General features: G+C 73.9%; 16 protein-coding genes and 1 riboswitch. Of the genes, 6 read left to right on the forward strand and 10 right to left on the reverse strand.

Annotated elements, in window-relative coordinates; genetic code table 11:
• Positions 1–21 precede the first annotated feature (21 nt).
• A complete protein-coding gene (locus BJ968_RS07555; protein WP_179750623.1) occupies positions 22–1617 on the reverse strand; it encodes an alpha-N-arabinofuranosidase in 1596 nt (531 codons plus the stop codon).
• Positions 1618–1856: 239 nt separating this feature from the next.
• Between BJ968_RS07555 and BJ968_RS07560 the strand changes: the two genes are divergently transcribed.
• The 4 genes from BJ968_RS07560 (at position 1857) to BJ968_RS07575 (ending at position 6193) form a co-directional block, all read left to right on the forward strand.
• Positions 1857–2867: a LacI family DNA-binding transcriptional regulator gene (locus tag BJ968_RS07560; protein WP_246314865.1), complete on the forward strand. Its 1011-nt coding sequence runs from the start codon at positions 1857–1859 to the stop codon at positions 2865–2867.
• A gap of 152 nt (positions 2868–3019) precedes the next feature.
• A complete protein-coding gene (locus tag BJ968_RS07565) occupies positions 3020–4357 on the forward strand; it encodes an extracellular solute-binding protein (protein WP_179750627.1) in 1338 nt (445 codons plus the stop codon).
• Between the two features lie 264 nt (positions 4358–4621).
• A complete protein-coding gene (locus BJ968_RS07570; protein ID WP_179750629.1) occupies positions 4622–4888 on the forward strand; it encodes a GlsB/YeaQ/YmgE family stress response membrane protein in 267 nt (88 codons plus the stop codon).
• A 33-nt stretch (positions 4889–4921) separates the two neighbouring features.
• The gene (locus BJ968_RS07575) at positions 4922–6193 is read left to right on the forward strand and encodes a cation:proton antiporter domain-containing protein (protein ID WP_179750631.1); all 1272 of its coding nucleotides are present in this window, start codon (positions 4922–4924) and stop codon (positions 6191–6193) included.
• A gap of 7 nt (positions 6194–6200) precedes the next feature.
• Here BJ968_RS07575 and BJ968_RS07580 read toward each other — a convergent pair whose 3' ends face one another.
• Both BJ968_RS07580 and BJ968_RS07585 read right to left on the reverse strand, forming a co-directional pair.
• Positions 6201–6689 carry a DUF427 domain-containing protein gene (locus tag BJ968_RS07580; protein ID WP_179750633.1) on the reverse strand — a complete coding sequence of 163 codons (489 nt, stop codon included), beginning with the start codon at positions 6687–6689 and terminating at the stop codon, positions 6201–6203.
• 26 nt (positions 6690–6715) lie between these two features.
• Entirely contained in the window at positions 6716–7570 is an 855-nt protein-coding gene (locus tag BJ968_RS07585; RefSeq protein WP_179750635.1) for a LysR family transcriptional regulator ArgP, read from the reverse strand.
• 70 nt (positions 7571–7640) lie between these two features.
• Here BJ968_RS07585 and BJ968_RS07590 point away from each other — a divergent pair, with 70 nt between their 5' ends.
• Positions 7641–8243: a LysE family transporter gene (locus tag BJ968_RS07590; protein WP_179750637.1), complete on the forward strand. Its 603-nt coding sequence runs from the start codon at positions 7641–7643 to the stop codon at positions 8241–8243.
• On the opposite strand, the gene BJ968_RS07595 is transcribed toward BJ968_RS07590, so the two are convergent.
• The 5 genes from BJ968_RS07595 to BJ968_RS07615 are packed head-to-tail and all read right to left on the reverse strand — an operon-like array spanning position 8203 to position 13269.
• Positions 8203–9186 carry a BadF/BadG/BcrA/BcrD ATPase family protein gene (locus tag BJ968_RS07595; RefSeq protein ID WP_179750640.1) on the reverse strand — a complete coding sequence of 328 codons (984 nt, stop codon included), beginning with the start codon at positions 9184–9186 and terminating at the stop codon, positions 8203–8205. The two genes, BJ968_RS07590 and BJ968_RS07595, sit on opposite strands and share 41 nt — an antisense overlap.
• 7 nt (positions 9187–9193) lie before the next feature.
• Positions 9194–10084 (reverse strand): carbohydrate ABC transporter permease, encoded by an 891-nt coding sequence (locus BJ968_RS24270; RefSeq protein WP_179750642.1) that lies wholly within the window; start codon positions 10082–10084, stop codon positions 9194–9196.
• On the reverse strand, positions 10081–11052 hold the full coding sequence (locus BJ968_RS24275; protein ID WP_218884914.1) for an ABC transporter permease subunit: 972 nt from the start codon (positions 11050–11052) through the stop codon (positions 10081–10083). The genes BJ968_RS24270 and BJ968_RS24275 overlap by 4 nt, the downstream gene beginning before the upstream one ends.
• A 20-nt stretch (positions 11053–11072) precedes the next feature.
• Positions 11073–12479, reverse strand: coding sequence for an N-acetylglucosamine/diacetylchitobiose ABC transporter substrate-binding protein (gene ngcE, locus BJ968_RS07610; protein ID WP_218884917.1), 1407 nt, complete (start codon positions 12477–12479; stop codon positions 11073–11075).
• A gap of 16 nt (positions 12480–12495) precedes the next feature.
• Positions 12496–13269 (reverse strand): sugar isomerase domain-containing protein, encoded by a 774-nt coding sequence (locus BJ968_RS07615; RefSeq protein WP_179750644.1) that lies wholly within the window; start codon positions 13267–13269, stop codon positions 12496–12498.
• 191 nt (positions 13270–13460) lie between these two features.
• Here BJ968_RS07615 and BJ968_RS07620 point away from each other — a divergent pair, with 191 nt between their 5' ends.
• Entirely contained in the window at positions 13461–14369 is a 909-nt protein-coding gene (locus tag BJ968_RS07620; protein ID WP_218884922.1) for a MurR/RpiR family transcriptional regulator, read from the forward strand.
• Between the two features lie 124 nt (positions 14370–14493).
• Here the strand turns inward: BJ968_RS07620 and BJ968_RS07625 are convergent, their stop codons facing one another.
• Positions 14494–15087 carry a DUF5666 domain-containing protein gene (locus BJ968_RS07625; RefSeq protein ID WP_179750646.1) on the reverse strand — a complete coding sequence of 198 codons (594 nt, stop codon included), beginning with the start codon at positions 15085–15087 and terminating at the stop codon, positions 14494–14496.
• A gap of 8 nt (positions 15088–15095) precedes the next feature.
• A riboswitch (cyclic di-GMP riboswitch) is annotated at positions 15096–15175 on the reverse strand.
• 137 nt (positions 15176–15312) lie between these two features.
• On the reverse strand, positions 15313–17658 hold the full coding sequence (pcrA, locus tag BJ968_RS07630; protein WP_179750648.1) for a DNA helicase PcrA: 2346 nt from the start codon (positions 17656–17658) through the stop codon (positions 15313–15315).
• Positions 17659–17746 lie beyond the last annotated feature (88 nt).

Genomic DNA, 17746 nt, shown 5'->3' on the forward strand with positions numbered 1-17746 from the left:
CGTCGGGTGGTGGCTGGTGGGTCAGTCGCGGGTGGGGAACGTGACCGTGGCGAAGCTGTGCGCGGGCAGCGTCACCCGCAGGACCCCGTCGGTGAGGCTCACGTCGTCGAGCGCGCGGACCTGCACGGGCGTGGCGGTGGCGGTGTTGTGGGCGGTGATCTCCGGGGCGGTCAGTACCCGGCCCACCGGGGTCCCCGCCGCGGCGCCGCGCACGTCGACCTCGACGTCCAGCGGCTCCTCGGCGTCGAGGTTGGTCAGCGACACCAGCACCTGGCCGTCCTTGGTGCTGGCGGAGGCCGAGAACGTGGGCAGGTCCGCCCCCTGGACCAGGCGCGAGGGTGCGACCCCGCGCACGGCCAGCGGCAGGGAGGCCGCGTCGTGGTGACCCTTGTTCATGGCGAACACGTGGTAGCTGGGGGTGAGGACGAGTGCGTCGCCGTCGGTCAGGAGCATGGCCTGCAGCACGTTGACCGTCTGGGCGATGTTGGCCATGACGAGCCGGTCGGCGTGCCGGTGGAAGGCGTCGAAGTGGACGCTGGCGACGAGGGCGTCGCGCAGGGTGTTCTGCTGGAAGAGGAACCCGGGGTTCGTCCCGGGCTCGACGTCGAACCAGGTGCCCCACTCGTCCAGGACGAGACCGACGCGCTTGTCGGGGTCGTAGGCGTCCATGACGTTGGCGTGACCGGCGATGATGCGCTCGATCTCGGTGGCCTTGACCATGGTGCGGTAGTACTCGTCGGCGTCGAACTCGGTGGCCGAGCCCTTGGCGTCCCAGTTCTCCCCGACGATCGTGTAGTGGTGGAAGGAGATCGCCTGGTAGGTGTTCGTCCCGTGGCCGGAGACCTCCCCCACGCCGAGGTACCGGCCGAGGTTCTGCATGAGCACCTCGGTCCAGCGGTAGTCGGCGTCGGCGGCGCCGGCGGCGATCCGGTAGAGGTGGTTGTCGCCGTGGTCGAGGCTGTAGGTGCCGAACTGGCGGGCGAGTTCGGCGTAGGCGCCCGAGCTCATGCCGCCGCCGCAGCCCCACGGTTCGTTGCCCAGGCCCCAGAACGGGACCTTCCACGGCTCGTCGCGGCCGTTGGCGCGGCGCAGCCGGGCCATGGGCGAGTCGTCGGCGCGGGTGAGGTACTCGATCCACTCGGCGGCCTCGCGGACGGTGCCGCTGCCGACGTTCGCCGAGACGTAGGGGTCGGCGCCGAGCAGTTCGCACAGGGCCATGAACTCGTGCGTGCCGAAGGAGTTGTCCTCGACGACGTCGCCCCAGTGGGAGTTGACCATCGTGGGGCGGTCCTCGCGCGGGCCCACCCCGTCGCGCCAGTGGTAGGTGTCGGCGAAGCAGCCGCCGGGCCAGCGCAGGTTGGGGATGTCCAGGGCGCGCAGGGCCTCGACGACGTCGAGGCGCAGGCCGCCCTCGTTGGGCAGGGGGGAGTCCTCCCCCACCCAGAACCCGCCGTAGACGCATCGGCCGAGGTGCTCGGCGAAGTGCCCGTACAGGTGCCGGCTGATGCGCGGGCCGGGCAGGTCCACGTCCAGGACGGCGTGGACGCGCTGGGTCGGCCGGGTGCCGGTGGTGGTCGCTGCGTCGAGTGCGGTGGGGCGGTCGTCGTCGGTGAGCACGGGGGCCTCGCAAGGTGTCGGGGGCGGTGCGTCGGCGGGTGGGGGCGATCGTCCTCGAGTCGTCACACCGCCTGGGGGAGAACCGTCTTCGGTGCTCACCCCGCTGCGTGTATCGATATAGTGCGAGGCACCGGGCGGACTGTCAAGACCCCCGGCGGGTCGCGACGGTAGTTTCGCGGCAGCGCGGCGCGCGGAGCCGCACCCGTTCCCGATCAGGAGGAGGGCCCGGCGTGGTCACCATGCGCGACGTCGCGGCCGAGGCCGGCGTCTCGGCGATGACCGTCTCCAACGCCCTCACGGGCCGGAGGCCGGTCAGCGACGCCACCCGCCGCCTGGTCCTGGAGACCGTCGAGCGGCTCGGCTACCAGGTCAACGTCGCCGCCCGCAGCCTGCGGCAGGGCCGCACGGGCGTGGTCGGCATCGCGGTCCCCACCCTCGACAGCCACTACTACAGCCGCCTGAGCCACCGCCTCGTCCTGGCGTTCTCCCGGGCCGGGCTGGCGACGGTCGTGGAGGAGACGCGCGCCAGCCGCGAGGGTGAGCTGGCCGCGTTCCGCGACTCCCGGCTCAACGCCTACGACGGCCTGGTCATCGCCGCGCTGGGGCTGAACGAGCCCGAGATCGACGCCCTCAGCCGCGAGGTGCCCGTCGTGGTCCTGGGCGAGCAGGAGCTGCACCGCACCGTCGACCACGTGAGCATGCCGAACGTCGCCGGGGCCGAGGCCGCGACCCGGCTGCTCCTGGAGCGGGGCTGCCGGGACCTGGCGCTGGTCGGCTTCCCCACCGTCGACCACCTCGAGGAGGTCAGCCTCCCCGAGGGCGCGGCGTTCGCCCTGCGGGCGCGGGGGTTCGCGAACGTCGTGGGCGGGGCCGGCGTGCGGGCCCGCGCCGCCTACGCCGGCGTGACGCAGGCCGACGGCGCCCGGTGCGCCCGCGACCTGCTGGCCCGCGGGGAGGTCCCCGACGGGATCTTCTGCGTCACCGACACCCTGGCCTTCGGGGTGGTGCGGGCCCTGGCCGACCACGGCGTGCGGGTCCCCGACGACGTGCTCGTCGTGGGGTTCGACGACGTCGAGGACGCGCAGTTCCACATCCCCTCGCTGACCTCGGTGGCCCCGGACCTGGACGGGCTGGTCGACCGGACCGTCGACCTGCTCGCCCGCCGCATCGCCACCCCGGCCGCCGAGCCGCAGGACGTCACCGTCGGCTACCGCCTCGTGGAGCGGGAGTCGACGACGCGCCCGCGCTGAGGCACCGGGAGCCCGCTGACGCGCCCGGATCCGCCGAGGAGCTTGACACCGGCCCGGTGCGAGGCGATGTTATCGATACACAGGGCCGTCGCGACGTGGTGGCGGGCCCTGCACCGGTGCCCCAGCGGGGCACCACGACCCGGAGGACGAAGATGTCGCCTCGCACCACCCCCCGTCGCGCCTTCCTGGCGCTCGCCCTCGGCGCCCCCGTGGCCGCCTCCCTGGCCGCCTGCGGCGACTCCGGCCCCGGCGGCAGCAGCGGCGGTGGCGGCGGCGGCGCGGACGCCGCGGCCACCATGTGGATCCTCACCGGCCAGCCGGCCGAGGGCATCCGCACCGACGCCGTCACCGCCTTCAACGAGTCCCACCCCGACGCGAAGATCGGCCTGTCGTCGTTCCAGAACGACGCGTACAAGGCGAAGATCCGCACCGCCATCGGGGCCGACCAGGCCCCGACGATCATCCCCACCTGGGGCGGTGGTGGCCTGCGCGACTACGTCAAGAACGGCCAGGTGGAGGACCTCACGCCGTTCTTCGCCGAGAACGCCGAGCTGAAGGACAAGCTGTTCGCCAGCGCCTTCGGGGCCGCGACGGTCGACGGGAAGATCTACGCCCTCCCGTGCGAGAACGTCTCCCCCATCGTCATGTACTACAACAAGACGGCCTTCGAGAAGATCGGCGCGGACCTGCCGAAGACGTGGGACGACGTCATGGCGCTGGTCCCGGAGTTCAACGCCGCCGGCATCGCGCCGTTCGCCCTGGGCGGGCAGTCGCGCTGGACGAACATGATGTGGCTGGAGTACCTCTACGACCGCATCGGCGGCCCGGAGCTGTTCACCTCCATCTACGACGGCCAGCCCGACGCCTGGTCCCAGCCGGACTCGATCGACGCCCTCACCAAGGTGCAGGACCTCGTGAAGGCCGACGGCTTCATCAAGGGGTTCGCCTCCATCACGGCCGACTCCAACGCCGACCAGGCCCTGCTCTACAGCGGCAAGGCCGCGATGATGCTGCACGGCGCCTGGACCTACGGCTCCATGAAGACCGACGGCGGCGACTTCGTCACCGGTGGCCACCTGGCGTACACGACCTTCCCGACGGTGACCGGCGGCAAGGGCGACCCGGCCAACACCGTCGGCAACCCCGCCGGCTACTACGCGATGTCCTCCAAGGCCACCGACGAGGCCAAGGCGGCGGCCAAGCAGTTCTTCGCCGAGGGCGTCGTCACCGACGCCACGACGAAGGCGTGGGCGGCCTCGGGCTCGGTGCCGGTCGTCACGGGCGTGGACGCGCAGTTCGCCGGCTCCGACGACGCCGACTGGCTGACGTTCGTCTACGACCTGGCCTCCGGGGCGCCGTCCTTCCAGCAGTCCTGGGACCAGGCGCTGTCGCCCACGCAGGCCGAGGCGCTGCTGGACAACATCGAGAAGCTGTTCGGCCTGGCCGTCACGCCGCAGGAGTTCGCCGACGCCATGAACGCGGCGGTGTGAGCCGTGTGAGCCGTGTGAGCCGGTGAGCCGGTGAGCCGGTGACGTCCCGCCCGGGCAGCGCCCCGGGCGGGACGTCACCACGGGGTGACGAGACGGTGACGAGGACGTCACCGCTGGTGAGCGGGCCGGGCACCACCGGGGGCCGGACGGTTCCAGCGCGCGCAGGGTCCCGAAACGTGGCAGTGTTCGGGCGCGTCGCGGAAACGGAACCGTTGCCGCGCTGACCCGCAGAGATTCACGGGCAGCCTAGAACTGGAGGAACTCGTGACCGTCACCGGCATCATCACCGCCATCGTCGTGGGCCTGATCATCGGCGCGCTCGCGCGCCTGGTCCTGCCCGGCCGGCAGAACATCAGCATCCTGCTGACGATCATCGTCGGCATCGTCGCGGCCCTCATCGGGACCGCGCTGGCCCGCGGCCTCGGCGTCGCGGACACCAACGGGTTCGACTGGATCGAACTCGTCTTCCAGGTGGTCGTCGCGGCCATCGGCGTCTCGATCGTGGGTTCGCTCCGCGGCCGTCGCCGCTGACGCGTCGCCGCCGACCCACCACCGCTGACCCAGGTGCTCTCCCCGGTCCTGTTCACCCTCGCGGGCGCCAGCGCCCTCGTCGCGGCGCTGCTGCCCCGGGTGGTGGACCGGCTGCCGGTCAACCTGCCGATGGCCTTCCTCGGGGGCGGGGTCCTGCTGGGCCTCGTCCCCGGGTTGCCGACCGTCGACCCGCTCAAGCACAGCGAGGCCACCCAGCACGTCACCGAGCTCGTCGTCATCATCTCCCTCATGGGGGCGGGCCTGGCCCTGGACCGCGCCGTCGGCTGGCGGCGCTGGGCCTCCACCTGGCGGCTCATCGTCGTCGCGATGCCGCTGACCATCGCGCTCGTGGCCTGGGCGGGCTGGGCGCTGGCGGGTCTGCCCGTCGCGGCCGCCCTCCTGCTGGGCGCGGCCCTGGCCCCGACCGACCCGGTGCTCGCCGGTGACGTGCAGGTCGGGGAACCGGCCGACGAGGAGGGCACCGAGGACGAGGTCCGCTTCGCCCTCACCAGCGAGGCCGGGCTCAACGACGGTGCCGCCTTCCCCGTCGTGCACCTCGCCGTGGTCCTGGCGACCACCGGTTTCTCCGTGGTCGCGCTGCGCGACTGGTTCCTCGAGGACGTCGCGCTGCGCGGCGTCGTGGGCGTCGTGTCCGGGTGCCTCATCGGCTGGGTCCTGGGCCGGCTGTTCTTCCACTCCCCGCTGCCGTCGCTGCGGCTGGCCGACGACGCCGAGGGTTTCACCGCCCTGGCCGTGACGTTCCTGGCCTACGGCGTGACCGAGCTCGTCCACGGGTACGGGTTCGTCGCCGTCTTCGTCGCCGCCTGCACCATCCGCTCGGCCGAGCGGGCGCACGGCGCCCACCGGGTCGCCCACGAGTTCGTCGAGCAGGTCGAGCGGATGCTGACCGCCTGGGTGCTGCTGCTGCTCGGCGCGGCCCTCACCGACGGGCTGCTGGACGCGCTGACCTGGCGGCTGGCCCTCGTCGGGGTCCTGCTCGTCGTGGTGGTCCGGCCCCTGGTGGGGTACCTGAGCCTGCTGCGCAGCCCCGGCGGGCCGCGGGAGCGGTGGGTCATCTCCGTCTTCGGCGTCCGCGGGATCGGGTCCCTGTTCTACCTGGCCTACGCCCTGGGCGAGGGCGAGTTCCCCGCCGAGCAGCTGTGGGCGACCGTCGGTTTCACCGTCGCGCTGTCGGTCGCCGTGCACGGGATCAGCGCGGCCCCGGTCGTGGGGGCGCTGGACGCCGCCCGGTCCCAGCACGCCCGCAGCCGCCGGCGCCGCGACGTCGCCGCCACCCACCTCTGAGCCCGGCTCACCAGCCCAGCGTCCCGGGCGCCCCCTTGAACGGCCCGGTCACCTCCGAGCTGATCCACCCGCCGTAGAAGTCCCCCTCCTGGGCCAGCACCTCCTCGTCGTCGAGCAGGCAGCGCACCCCGGAGGGGTAGAACGCGAACGCACCGGCCAGCGGCTCGAACCCGGGGGTGGGGTGCGGGTACGTCCACGCCGCGCGCTCGCGCACGACCCGCCCCCCGGCGTCCAGCAGGTCCACGTACGACGCCTGCCCCTTCCACTCGCACCAGCTCGTCCCGGCCGCCGGGCGCAGCCGCCCGGCCGCCACGGCGTCCCCGGCGACGTAGTACGTCGGCGGGTGCGAGGTCTCCAGGACCCGCCAGGCGCGCGGGGCCGAGGGGTCGGCGGGCACGTCGGCCAGGACGGCGCCGTCGGGAGCCAGGACCCGCACGCGACGGCGGGCGGGTTCCAGGCGCGGTGGGCGCGGGTAGTCCCAGCAGGATTCGGCCACGCCCCGAGCCTGCCCGCCCGCGCCCCTCACCGCCAGGCGGCCAGGACCGCCTCGGTGAGCCGGTCCAGCGACGGCGAGCGGATCTTCCACCGCTGCCAGTGCAGCAGCACGTCGACGCCGCCGCCGGGGTCGAGGTCCACCAGCTCCCCCGGCCCGAACGTCGCGGCCTGCTCGGGCAGGAGCATCCCCCAGCCGAACCCCCACCGGACGGCCTCGGCGAAGTCGGAGGTGGCCGGGACGTGGTGCCGGGGCGGGTCGGGCGCGCCGAACCCCCGCAGCCACCCGTCCTGCAGGTCGTCGTCGCGGTCGAAGACGACCACCGGCGCGCGGGCCAGGGCCTCGCGGGTGGCGCCCTCGCCGAACCAGCGGCGGGCGAAGGCGGCCGTGGCGCACGGCTGGTAGTGGACCGCGCCCAGCGGGGTCGACGTGCACCCGGGGACGGGGACGGCCTCGGTCGTGACGGCGGCGACGACGGCGCCGGTCCGCAGGAGCTCCCCCGTCCGCTCCTGGTCCTCCCGGCGCAGGTCGAAGCAGAACTCACCGGCCAGCGGCGCGACGGCGCGCAGGAACCAGGTGGCCAGGGAGTCCGCGTTCACGGCGACGGGCAGCACGGGCGCGCGGTCGGTGCCGCCGATCTCGCGGCGGGCGTCGGCTGCCAGCAGCTCGACCTCGCGGGCCAGCCGCAGCACCGCCCGGCCGGCCTCGGTGGGCCGCACCGGCTTGCTGCGCACGACCAGCACCCGGCCCGCGGCGCCCTCCAGCGCGCGGATGCGCTGGCTGACCGCCGAGGGGGTCAGGTGCAGGGTCCGGGCGGCCGCCTCGAACGTCCCCTCGGCCACGACGGCGGCCAGGGCGCGCAGCTGGGCGAGGTCGAGGTCCATGAAGCGATCCTAAGGACGGTGTAGAACCCTGAACTGGAGTCACGGCCCGCGGCTGCCTACCGTCGGGCGGGTGCTCACCCTCCTGTCGGGCCTGCTGTTCGGCCTGTCCCTCATCGTCGCGATCGGCGCGCAGAACACCTTCGTCATCAAGCAGGGCGTGCGCGGTGAGCACGTGGGCGCGGTCGTCGCGGTGTGCGTGGTCAGCGACGTCGTCCTCATCGGCGCCGGGGTGGCCGGCGCCGGGGCGCTCGTCCAGGCCGCCCCGGGGGTCCTGACCGTCCTGCGCGTCGCCGGTGCGGTGTTCCTGCTGGCCTACGGGGCCTTCGCCCTGCGCCGCGCGTGGCGCCCCGGGGCGCTGCACGCCGACACCTCGGGCCGGGCCGCCGGCCTGCGCCCGGTCGTGGCGACGGCGGCCGCCCTGACCTGGCTGAACCCCCACGTCTACCTGGACACCGTCGTGCTGCTCGGCTCGGTCGCTGCGGCGCACGGCGCGCAGCGGTGGTGGTTCGGCGCCGGCGCGGCCCTGGGCAGCGTGCTGTGGTTCACGCTGCTGGGCCGCGGCGCCCGCTTCCTGCGACCGGTGTTCGCCCGGCCCGCGGCCTGGCGCGTGCTGGACCTGTCGGTCGCGGTCGTCATGGCCGTGCTGGCCGTGCAGCTGCTGCGCGGAGCCTGAGGGGGTCGCACCCCAGGGGGCGCAGCGCCAGCACGGCCGCCCCCAGCAGCCCGTCGTCGGCGGGCCGCACGTCCCGGCCGGCCAGCGCCTCGCGCAGCGCACCGGTGGCCGCCCCCGTGAGCGTGGCCTCGATGCCGCGCCGCCACACGCTGCCCCCCACCACGAGCGGGCCGGGCCCGGCGACCGCGCGCACGAGGACCGCCAGCTCGTCCTGCGCCGCCGCGACGATGCCGGCGGCGACGGCGTCACCGGCCCCGGCCGCCGCGAAGCAGGAGGGGGCCAGCCGGGCCAGCCGCACGGGCTCGGCGCCGTAGGCGGCGTCGACGAGCTCACCCAGCACGAACGGCCGGCCCTCCCGCGGCCGCCGGTCGTCGGCCAGGCCGAACTCGGTGAGGACGGCCGCGGTGAGCGTCGTGGGCGGGCCGGTGCCGTCCAGGTCGGCCGTGACGGCCCGCACCACGCGGTGCCCGACCCAGAAGCCGGACCCCGCGTCGCCCAGCAGCCAGCCGGTCCCGCCGACGACGCGGTCCAGGGCGCCGTCGCGGACCCGGGCCGCCACCGACCCGGTGCCGGCGATGAGGCCCGCCCCGTCGTCCTCGTCGGCGGCGGAGTGGAACATCGCGAGCAGGTCCGGGACGCGGCGGAACGGCGTCGCGGGGTCGAGCCCCAGGTGCGCGGCCAGGCGCCCGGCGCTGACGAGCCGGTCCGAGCCGGCGCTGGCCACGACGGCCGAGACGACCTCGCCGGGGCCGCGGCCGGCCCGGGCCAGCGCCGCGGACACCGCGCCGCGCAGGGCGCTCAGCGCCGTCTCGACCCCGACGGCCGTGGGGTTGCCCGGGCCCGTGGTGGCCCGGGCCAGCGGTTCCCCGGCCCCGTCGAGGACGAGCGCGCGGGTGGTGCTGCCCCCCGCGTCGACCGCCAGCACGACACCGGCCGGGTTCACCGGCGGCTCACTTCAGCCCGCCGGCCGCGACCGCCCCCTGCAGCCGGCGCTGGAACACCAGGTAGACGACCAGGACGGGCAGGATCGTCATGACGGCCCCGGCGAACAGGGCCCCGAAGTCGACGTCGTAGCCCGACGAGGAGGCGAACGCCCCCAGCCCCTGCGTCAGCACGTAGTTGTCGCGGTCGGAGTTCAGCACCACCGGCAGCAGGTACTGGTTCCACAACCCGACGAAGTTGAGGATCGCGACGGCCGCCAGGCCCGGGCCGGCCATCGGCAGCATGACCTGGAAGAACGTGCGCCACTCGCTGGCCCCGTCGATCGAGGCGGCCTCGGCGACCTCCCCGGGCAGCTCCTCGAAGAAGCTCATGAGGAAGAACACCGTGAACGGGTAGGCATACGTCGCGTAGCTGAGGATCAGCCCGGGCAGGGTGTTCAGGACCCCGACCTGGCGCAGGATGAAGAACAGCGGCACGACGGCGAGGAACACCGGGAACGTCAGGCCCGCCACGACGAGGTAGCGCAGGACGGTGCGGCCGCGGAAGGAGAACCGCGCCAGCACGTACGCCGACATCGCCCCCATGACCATCGTCAGCGCCAGGGCGCACACCACGACGACGACGGAGTTGAGGAAGTACGACCCGATGCCGGCCGTGCGCCAGGCGTTGACGTAGTTCTCGAACCGCCACTCCTGCGGCAGCGAGAACGGGGAGGCGAAGATCTCCCGCGTCGTCTTGAAGCTGGACACGAGCGTCCACGCGAACGGCAGCAGGACCAGCAGCGACCAGATCCCCAGCACCGTGTGCGAGCCGACCGCGACGGCCCGCTCCCCCGACGGCCCGCGCCGGGTCGGCGCGGCCGCGCGCGGGGCCAGCGCCCGCTCGGTGACGGCGCTCACGGGCGCACCCCCCGCGGGCCGGTCCGCTCCCCGCGGCGGGCCAGCACGCGCCCGGCGCCGAAGACGATCCCGGTGAACAGGAACGTCAGGACGGCCAGCAGCACGCCCATGGCGCAGGCCAGGCCGAACCGGCCCTCCTTGAACGCCGTCGTGAAGATCTGCTGGGTGATGACGAGGGTGGAGTTGCCCGGGCCGCCGTCGGGGTTGAGGGCGGCGAGGAAGACGAACGCGTCGAGGGCGAAGATCCCCAGGTACACGTACGCCGTGCGCAGCGACCCGGCGATGCCGGGGACGGCGACGGACACGGCCGTCCGGAACCGGCCGGCCCCGTCGAGGCGGGCGGCCTCGAAGACCTCCGCGGGGATGCCGCGGATCGCGGCCACGAACAGCACCATGTAGAACCCGACGAAGCTCCAGACGATGACGGCGATCGTGGCCGCCATCGCCGTCGAGGGGTCCCCGAGCCAGGCGAAGTCGGTGAACCGGTCCAGCCCGACGCCGGTGAGGACGCCGTTCACCAGACCGGCGCTGGGGTCGTAGACCCGCCCGAAGATGATGCCCACGACGATGGCGGGCACCACGTAGGGGAAGAACGAGACGACGCGGTAGAACGACGCGCCCGCCAGCCCCCGCACCGCCCCCGTCGAGGAGCCACCGAACGTCAGCAGGCAGGCCAGGGCGAAGCTGAGCACCAGCGTCAGGGCCGGGACGACGAGCAGCAGCACGAGGCTGTTGCCGACCGCCTCGAGGAACAGCCCGTCGCGGGCCAGCTTCACGTAGTTGTCCAGCCCGACGAACTCCTGGGTGGCGGTGAAGCCGGACCACGACGTCAGCGAGTACCACGCGGCCTGGGTGAAGGGGTAGAGGACGAACAGCAGGTAGAGCGCCACGGGGATCCCGAGGAACACCACCACGAGGCTGACCCGGTCGAACGTCAGCTTCCGGCGGGGTCCGGCGGGGGTCTTCACCGGACTGCTCGCGGCACCCCTCACTTGACCTGGACCTTGACGATGCTGCTGTCCTCGCGGGTCTGGTCGAACTGCTGCTGGAGCCCGCTCGTCAGGCCCGCGACGTCGAGCTGGCCGGACAGGAAGCCGTTCCACAGGACGTTGTTCTGGCTGGTGAAGCCGTAGACGTCGTTGAAGTTGAACGTGAAGGTGTCCTCCCCCGCCGCGTCCAGCATGGCGATCTGGGAGGCCAGCGCGGTCGAGCCGAAGGCGTCGGCGGGCACGGTGCCCTTGACGATGGTGGACGACAGCTTCGTCTCGGCGAAGTTCGACGCGCCCTCCTTGGACAGCATGAGCCGCAGCACCTCCATGCCGCCGGCCTTGTTCTTCGCCTGGCTGGGGACGACGAAGGGTTCCCCGGCGCTGGCGTGGAAGGCCGTCGCGGGCAGGGCCGCGCCCGCGGTCACCGACGGCGCCGGGCAGCCGGTCATCTGGAAGCCCTCGGCCGTCTGGGACTTCATCTCGTTCTCGATCCACGACCCCGAGGGGTACAGGACCGCCTCCTGGGCCTGGCTCCACTGGGCCTGGGCGGCGGTGAACTGCGTCCCGGCGCCGCCGGGGCGGAAGTACCCGGACTGCACGGCCTGGGCCATCTTGGCGAACACCGCCTGCACCGCGGGGTGGCTCCAGGCGTTCGCCTCGAGGTTGCCCAGCGCGACCCGGACCTCGTCGCCGCCCTCCTTGATCGCCGACTCGACGGCCAGGGTGAGGTAGTAGGACGCGGCCTCCTTGCCCCAGCAGAACAGGTACTTGCCGGCCGACTTCGCCGCCGCGCCCAGGGCGAGGGCGTCGTCCCACGTCGTGGGGGCCTTCCAGCCGTTGGCGTCGAACAGCGACTTGGAGTACCAGAGCCCGTAGACGGTGAGCACGTAGTTGAGCTGCACGAGACGGCCGTCGTAGGTGCCGTCGGTCAGCATGCCCGGGTAGAGGGTGTCGGCGATGACCTCGCCGTCGGTGTTCTTCGCCTCCGTCAGGGGCGTGAGGTCCTCCAGCTGGGCGGCGATGGTGGCCAGCCCGATGGCGTTCGCGCCGGAGTTGTCCAGCAGGTCCGGGGGGTTGCCGCCGACGAACCGGGGCTGCAGCTCCTGGGCGATCTGGGTGGAGGGGGCGACGGTGACCTCCGCCCCGCCGTGCAGGTCGGCGTAGGTGGCGGCGACGGCCGAGACGTAGTCGGTGCCGTACCCGCCGTCGAAGATGACGGCCTCGACGGCCGTGCCGTCGGCGACGCCGAAGGGGTTGTCGTCGCTGACCTGCCCGGTGGGTCCGGCGTCGGCGGGCTCGTCGCCGCCGCCGGAGGCCGCGCACGCCGCGGTGGCGGCGGGCAGCAGGGTGCCGGCCAGGGCCAGCCCGAGGAATCGGCGGCGCTGCACGGGGGTGGACTCGCTCACGGTGGTTCCTCCTCGTTCAGGCACTGCGACGCAGGCGGTCGCCGTACCGGGCTTCGATGGTCAGGTTCCGGTCGTGGCCGCCGGGGACGTTGGCCGAGACGTACAGGGGCGTCTCCTTCCCCCGCGCGGCCAGGGCCGTGACGGTGCCGATGGTCAGCAGCTGCGCGAGGTAGGCCGCGGTGAGCGAGGAGACCGCCCCCACGGCCACGTCGGTGACGCCCTCGAGGGTGGCGTCGCCGTACGGGGCGAGGTTGTCGAGGACCACGTCGGCGATCTCGGCGAGCCGCTTTCCGCTGGGGTGCTTGGGTTCCACGGCGTTCGTGTGCTCCAGGCTGGTCACGGCCACGACGCGGTGGCCGTGCTGCTTGGCGAGCAGGGCCAGCCCGACGACCGAACCGTTCACCCCGGAGTTGGAGGCGATGACGAACACGTCGCGGGGGTCGCGGACCACCGTGGCGAACACGTCCTCGGCGATGCGGGGGTCCCGTTCCAGCGGGGGTTCGCCGGTGAGCTCGGCGATCTCGTGGCCGCCGAGGAGCACCGCGTCGCGCAGGGCCACCTTGTTCGTCGGGATGAGGCCGCCGGCCCGGCCTGCGATCTCCATGGCGAAGGCCTCGGAGTGCCCGGTGCCGAACGCGTGCACGATGCCGCCCCCCTCGACGCAGTCGGCGAGCAGTTCCACGGCCTCGTTCAGACCGCCCCCGGTGGCGAGCGCGGACAACCGGCCGATGCGGTCGGTCACCTCGCGCTCGAACCGTCCGACGTGGTCGCTGAAGGTGGGCACAGGCATCCCCCTGAGTAGTTGATTCACCGCGCCATTGCGGTTTGCATGGATGGTTCACTCAGGGGAGAGGGGGTGTCAAGGCATCTGCCCGTTACGTTCTCGTTGCGCGCGCGGAGCGTCGGCGGCCGCCCACCCCGGTGCTAGCCTGCTTCGACTGGATCGGTCATCCACCACCCAACCCACCCGAGGAGGTCGTGGTGAGCGTCGACGCCCACGACCCGGCGCAGCGGATCCTCGCGGTCCGGGCGGGGCTGCCGCCGTCGCTGCGCAAGGTCGCCGACTTCGTCCTCGACCGGCCCGAGCTCGTCGAGGAGTGCTCGGCCGCGGAACTGGCCCGCCGCGCCGGCACGTCGCAGGCCGCGGTCACGCGGTTCTGCCAGACCATCGGGCTGGAGGGGTACCAGGGCCTCGTGCGGTGGGTCGCCCGCGAGCAGGGGCGCCGGGCCCACGAGGCCGGCGCGTCGGTGTGGGGCACCGCGGAGGTGGGCCCCGAGATCGGGCCCGACGACGACCTCGAACGGGTCGCGGCCGTCGTGGCGGCCGCCGACGTCCGCAGCCTGCAGGACACCGCGCGCCGGCTCGACCTGGACGCGGTGGAACGGGCCGCCCAGGCCGTGGCGCGCGCGCACCGCGTCGACGTGTACGGCGTCGGCGGCAGTGCGGCGATGGCGGCCGAGACCGACGCCCGGCTGTTCGGGATCGGCGTGCCCGTGCGGAACTGGACCGAGGTGCACGCCGCGACGACGTCAGCGGCGCTGCTGACCCCGGCCGACGTGGCGATCGCGATCTCCCACTCCGGGGCCACCCGGGAGGTCGTCGAACCCGCCGAGCTCGCCGCCCGCCGCGGCGCCACGACGGTGGCCGTCACGGGCGACCCGGGTTCACCGCTGTCCCAGCTGGCCGACGTCGTCCTGACGGTGGCCGCCGGGGGCACGACGTTCCGGGAGGGCCCCTTCGCCGCCCGGCACGCCCAGCTGCTCGTGGTGGACTGCCTCTACGTGCGGGTCGCGCAGCTGACGTTCGCGCGGGCCAGCGCGGCCCGCGCCCTCACCGACCACATCCCCGCCGGGCACGTCGTGCGCTCCCCCCGGCGCCGGGCGCGCTGACCGCGGCACGGGGTGGTCCCGGGGCCCTGCGGGGGCCCCGGGACCGGAGGACGTCGCCCGGGGGACGCCGCCGCGTGCGGCGGGCGCTGCCGGGGGATCCGGACGACGTCCGTGCGGGGACCGCTCAGGCGTGCGCGGTCGGGGAGGTGGTCCGCGTGACCGTCGCGGTGGGCGTCGCGGTCGGGGCGGCGGTCGGGGCCGCGGTGGGGGCGGCGGTCGGGGCCGTCGCGTCCTCGCCGCCGACGGTCACCCGCAGGGCGGTCAGGGCACCGTCCTTCGCGCGCGTGCTCTGCACGTTGACGTGCGCCCCGACGCGCAGGGCGGTGGCCGCGACGAGGGCCCCGTCCTGGCGCACGACGGTCGTGGTGGTGAGGGCGACGGTCACGTCCTGACCGCGCAGGCCCTTGTCCCGGCCGCCGTGGACGGTGACGGTCACCGTGCCGGCGGCCGCGTCGACGGCCTTCAGCGTCCCGGCGACGACGACCTTGGGCGTGCGCGTCCCGCGGGTCACGACGGGGGCGGACCCGCGGCCGGGCTTGACCGTGGAGGTGGCCGTCGGGGTGGCCGTCGGCGTCCCGGTGACCGTCGAGGTCGCGGTGGGGGTCGTCGAGGGCTGCGGGGTGCCCGGGCGGGCCGCCACGGCGGTGCCCGCGGTCGGCAGCGCGATCGCGGCGGCCAGCGCGAGGGAGAGGGTCAGGGTGGTCGTGCGGCGGGTCATCGTTCCTCCTGGGTAGCCGGGCCACCTCACGACGTGAGGTCCCTGGGCTTTGCGTCCCCGCCTCGCGACGGGTTTGCCCTTGTCCTGAGCACGGCACGCGCTCCCCCTCAGGGTCGGCCGCCGCGGCCGATGCCAGCAGGGCGCCTCACCCGACCGGCCTCACCGCGGCACCCCCCACCACCCGACCGGCGCAGGGGCCGGTCGCGCAGCGTGGGCGCCGGGCCGTCAGAGCTTCTCGACCGGCGCGTACCGCAGCAGCAGCCGCTTGGTGCCCTCGGACCGGAAGTCGATGTGCGCGATGGTCTTGTCGCCCTCGCCCTCGACCCGCACGACCGTCCCCAGCCCGAAGGAGTCGTGGGTGACGCGGTCGCCGGGGTTCAGGGCGATGACGGGGCGGCTGCCCGCCGAGCGCACCCCGGGCCGCTGCCCGACGCGCGACATCGCCGTCGAGGAGGAGGCGCCCTGGAACGTCGACTCCCCCCGCTTCCAGTCCACCAGCGTCGCGGGGACCTCGTCGAGGAACCGCGACGGCGGGTACTGCTGCGGCGCGCCCCACGCGCTGCGGACGGCCGAGCGCGACAGGTACAGCCGTTCCCGGGCGCGCGTCAGCCCCACGTACGCCAGCCGGCGCTCCTCGGCGAGCTGCTCGGGGTCGCCCAGGGACCGCGAGTGCGGGAACGTCCCGTCCTCCAGGCCCGTGAGGAACACGACGGGGAACTCCAGGCCCTTCGCGGTGTGCAGGGTCATGAGCGTCACGACGCCGTCGTCCTCGGCCCCGGCGGGGATCTGGTCGGCGTCGGCGACGAGGGAGACGCGCTCGAGGAAGTCGGACAGGGTGCCCTCGGGGTTGTCCTCGGCGAACTCCTCGGCGACCGCGACGAGCTCGGAGAGGTTCTCGACGCGCGACTCGTCCTGCGGGTCGGCGCTGGCGCGCAGCTCGGCGAGGTAGCCGGTCTGCTCCAGGACCGCTTCGAGGACGACGGCCGGGGAGGCGCCGGACTCGGCGAGGGTGCGCAGGTCGGCGATCAGCTGGGCGAAGCCCTTGACGGCGTTGAGGGACCGGGAGACCAGCCCCACGGCCTCGTCGGCGCGTTCGAGGGCGGCGTTGAACCCGATGCGCTGACGTTCGGCGAGGACGACGATCGCGGCCTCGGCGCGCTCGCCGATCCCGCGCTTGGGGACGTTGAGGACCCGCCGCAGGTTGACGGTGTCGTCGGGGTTGTCCAGGACCCGCAGGTACGCGACGGCGTCCTTGACCTCCCGGCGCTCGTAGAAGCGGGTCCCGCCGACCACCTTGTAGGGCAGTCCGGTGCGGATGAACACCTCCTCCAGCGACCGCGACTGCGCGTTCGTGCGGTAGAACACCGCGACGTCCTTGTACTTCACGTCGGCGTGGTCGTGGAGGCGGTCGACCTCCTCGGCCACGAACGCGGCCTCGTCGTGCTCGTCGTCGGCGACGTACCCGGTGATCTTCTCGCCCGCGCCCGACGCGGTCCACAGGTTCTTCGGGCGGCGGTCGTCGTTGAGCTTGATGACCTCGTTGGCGGCCGTGAGGATGTTCTGCGTGGAGCGGTAGTTCTGCTCCAGCAGGATCGTCGTCGCGTCGGGGTAGTCCTGCTCGAACTCCACGATGTTGCGGATCGTCGCGCCGCGGAACGCGTAGATCGACTGGTCCGCGTCACCGACGACGGTCAGCTCCCCGCGCGGGACGGAGCCCTCGCCGGTGCCGACGAGTTCCTTCACGAGCACGTACTGGGCGTGGTTGGTGTCCTGGTACTCGTCGACCAGCACGTGCCGGAAGCGGCGGCGGTAGTGCTCGGCCACGTCGGGGAACGCCTGGAGCAGGTGGACGGTCGACATGATGAGGTCGTCGAAGTCCATGGCGTTGGCCTGCCGCAGCCGCTCCTGGTACAGCCGGTAGGCGCGGGCCAGGACCCGCTCGGTCTCGGTGCCGTCCCCGGAGTTGGCCCGGTCGAAGAACGTCTCCTCGTCGACCAGCTCGTTCTTGAGGTTCGAGACCATGTGCGACATGGCGCGCGGCGCGTGCTTCTTCGGGTCCAGCTCCAGCTCGCGGCCCACCATCGCCATGAGGCGCTGGGAGTCGGCGGAGTCGTAGATCGAGAACGAGGACCGCAGGCCCAGGTGCTGGACCTCGCGGCGCAGGATCCGCACGCAGGCGGAGTGGAACGTCGAGACCCACATGCTGCGCGCGCCCATGCCCACGACGTCGCCGACGAGGGCGGCGACGCGCTCGCGCATCTCGGCCGCGGCCTTGTTGGTGAAGGTGATCGCCAGGACCTGCCCGGGCGTGGCGCGCCCCTCGGCGAGCAGGTGCGCGATGCGGTGGGTCAGCACGCGGGTCTTGCCCGACCCGGCGCCGGCGACGATGAGCAGCGGGGACCCCGCGTGGACGACGGCCTGGCGCTGCTGGGGGTTCAGCCCGGCCACCAGCGAGGCCGGGTCGAGGCCGCCGCGGCGCGCGGGCGCGGCGGCGGGGACCGGCGCGCCCGGGGTGGGGCCGGACGTCCCGTCGCCGGAGCCGAAGGGGAGGTCGTCGAAGAGAGTGCTCATCGTCCGTCAAGGGTAGGCCTCCGCGACGACACGGCCCGCCGCGCGCGCCGGGTCCGCGCGCGGGTCCGGGGCGGGGGCGAGCGGGGGG

The sequence above is a fragment of the Kineococcus aurantiacus genome (assembly GCF_013409345.1).
GTDB lineage: Bacteria > Actinomycetota > Actinomycetes > Actinomycetales > Kineococcaceae > Kineococcus > Kineococcus aurantiacus.